The organism is Kitasatospora sp. MBT63, from assembly GCF_000710465.2.
In the GTDB taxonomy this organism is placed as follows: domain Bacteria; phylum Actinomycetota; class Actinomycetes; order Streptomycetales; family Streptomycetaceae; genus Kitasatospora.
Map to the genome: position 1 here is coordinate 1 of NZ_JAIZ01000298.1, position 2,673 is coordinate 2,673.

General features: G+C 73.8%; 3 protein-coding genes. 2 read left to right on the top strand and 1 reads right to left on the bottom strand.

The features are described 5' to 3' along the window. Window positions 1-771 (bottom strand): RNA ligase family protein (locus AA75_RS18525; protein ID WP_199520353.1); only part of this gene is annotated, 771 nt, incomplete at its 3' end. Window positions 772-961: 190 nt separating this feature from the next. Between AA75_RS18525 and AA75_RS18530 the strand changes: the two genes are divergently transcribed. After that, the gene (locus AA75_RS18530) at window positions 962-1,756 is read left to right on the top strand and encodes a metal-dependent hydrolase (protein WP_033821204.1); all 795 of its coding nucleotides are present in this window, start codon (window positions 962-964) and stop codon (window positions 1,754-1,756) included. Between the two features lie 109 nt (window positions 1,757-1,865). Beyond that, window positions 1,866-2,654: a hypothetical protein gene (locus AA75_RS18535; RefSeq protein WP_149038226.1), complete on the top strand. Its 789-nt coding sequence runs from the start codon at window positions 1,866-1,868 to the stop codon at window positions 2,652-2,654. Window positions 2,655-2,673 lie beyond the last annotated feature (19 nt).

Here is a 2,673-nt window from a genome sequence, read left to right on the forward strand (position 1 = left end):
CGCGGCGGCGCGCTCGCGCCGCCCGGGGCCGCCGGGGGCAGCGGGCCCGACGGGGTCGTCGGGCCCCTCGGGCCCCTCGGGGTCGAGCGCCAGGGCCGCGAGCAGCGCGTCCGGGTCGACGGGGGCGCCCGAGGCGGTGTCCCAGAGGGCGGCGCGCGGCCCGAGGCCGTTGGGGACGACGGCGGCGTGCATCCAGTGCGTGTCGGTGCGGACGTGCGCCGGACGCACCCACTTGGCGACCCGGTGCGGAAACTCGGCCCGCTCGAAGCCGGCCACCGTCCGCACCACGTAGCCCTCCTGGCGGGCGGTGTCCAGGCGCAGCGCGCGCAGTGCCCGCTCGTCGAAGACCCCGCGCCACAGCACCGGCGGCAGCGGCACGCCGAGGCGGCGGGCGAAGCGCACGGTGGCGTCCCAGCCCAGGCAGTGCCCGCCGTCCCAGACCGAGAAGGCGTAGAAGTAGCTCTCCAGGTCGTCGTAGGGGATCGAGTGCCGGGCGTACAGGTTCTCGCCGCACACCCGCAGGCCCGGGCCGATGGCGTGGGCGATCCGGCCCTGCAGGGCCTTGACCCAGGCGCGGGAGGGGTGGTGGGCGGAGTCCAGCGAACGGGCGTGCAGGCCGTCCGGGTAGAGGGTGGTGTTCTCGCCGTCGAGCTTCTCGGTGACCACCACCTCCAGGCCGCGGAACCCGGCCAGGTCGGCGGTCCGGAGATCGTCCGGGGTGGCGCCCGGTGACCAGGGCAGATGCGGGGTGCGTGGGTAGTGCGTCCGCATGCTGTGCTCCCGGTGACGGATGGGTCGGCCGAGGTCAGGGTAGGTCCGGCGGCACCCGCCGGGCCATCGAATTCGGGCCGCCGTCCGGCCGCCCGGACACCCGGTGACCGGCCATGATCGGCGGCCGGTATGCTGCGGCACCGTCAGGTGCGCGGCGCACCTGGGAACTGACCAAGGGACGGTTATCGCCATGATGGGACCGGCGCATGCGCTCTCCGGTGCAGCGGCCTGGCTGGGGGTGGGGGCGGCCGCGGCCGCCCTCGACAACCCGATGCCGTGGCCGGTGCTCCTCGCCGGAGCGCTGATCTGCGCCGGAGCGGCGCTCGCACCCGACCTCGACCACAAGGCCGCCACCATATCGAGGGCCTTCGGGCCGGTCTCGCGCAACCTGTGCGAGATCATCGACAAGCTCTCGTACGCGGCCTACAAGTCCACCCGCAAGCCGGGCGACCCGCGCCGCTCGGGCGGCCACCGCACGCTCACCCACACCTGGGTGTGGGCCGTGATGTGCGGGGCGGGCGCGGCGGCGGTCTGCTGGTTCGGCGGGCGCTGGGGTGTGCTGGCGGTGCTGTTCGTGCACATGGTGCTGGCCATCGAGGGTCTGCTGTGGAAGGCCGCCCGGATGTCCAGCGACATCCTGGTGTGGCTGCTCGGGGTGTGCAGCGCCTGGATGATCGCCGACATCCTCGACAAGCCCGGCAACGGCTCCGACTGGCTGTTCACCGCGCCGGGGCAGCAGTACCTGTGGGTGGGCCTGCCGATCGTGCTCGGTGCGCTGGTGCACTGCATCGGTGACGCGCTGACGGTCTCGGGCTGCCCGATCATGTGGCCGATCCCGATCGGCCGCAAGCGCTGGTACCCGATCGGCCCGCCGAAGGCGATGCGGTTCCGGGCCGGCAGCTGGGTCGAGCTGAAGGTGCTGACGCCGGTCTTCATGGTGCTCGGCGGTATCGGGGCGCTGGGCGGGCTCGGCTACCTCGGCTGACCGCACCGGGCCCGCGGGCGCGGGCACTCCCCAGGTTCGACCGGCACCTGCTGGGTGGCGGTCGAACCTATTTGTTCGCCGGGTCGGCACGGTGGTTCACTAGGTGACCGTGAATCAGACACGTATGCGAATAATCGCGTTGGCCGCCGTCGGCGGGCTCGCCCCCGCCCTGCTCCTGACCGCCTGCAACTCCGACAAGGGCGGCCTCAGGACGCCGCCGCCGGCGGCCTCCGCCGCGGCCGGGGCGACCACCGGCGGCGCCGCCACCGGTACGGCCGGCGCGGGCAAGGCCCCGGCCGGCGGCGACGCGGCGAAGGTGGCGGCCGGGATCACGCTCGGCCCGGCCGAGTGGGGCAAGGGCTACACCGAGGACGACCCGTACGAGGACCCGAGCCTGGACTACTACGTCACCGACGCGAACTGCAAGGGCGTGCTCGGGAAGGCGCCGGCCAGCCTCGCCGGGGCGATGACCCGCCTGGTCAAGGTCCCGGCAGCCGGCAAGGCCGACCTGGTCGACCACCTCGGCTCCACCAGCGCCCTGGTCTTCGGCGACGTCGCCGACGCGCAGAAGGACTTCACCACCTCGCGGGGCGTGGTCAAGCGCTGCCCGACCTGGACCAGCGACGACGGCAGCGAGACCGACACCGACGAGCACGAGGTGCCGGCCCCGGCCCTCCCGCTCGCCGACGAGGCGTACGCGCAGGAAGGCAAGGTCCGGTACGCCGACGACAAGACCGGCGCCAAGCTCCCCTACTACCAGCTGACGGTCCGCAAGGGCGGCGTCACCCTCAACGCCTACCTCGACGGCACCGAGGACGCCTCCCTCGCCGACCTGCGCGCGCAGACCACGGCCGCCATGACGGCGATGCTCACCAAGCTCAAGGCCCAGGGGCACTGATCCCGCCACGGCCGCGGCG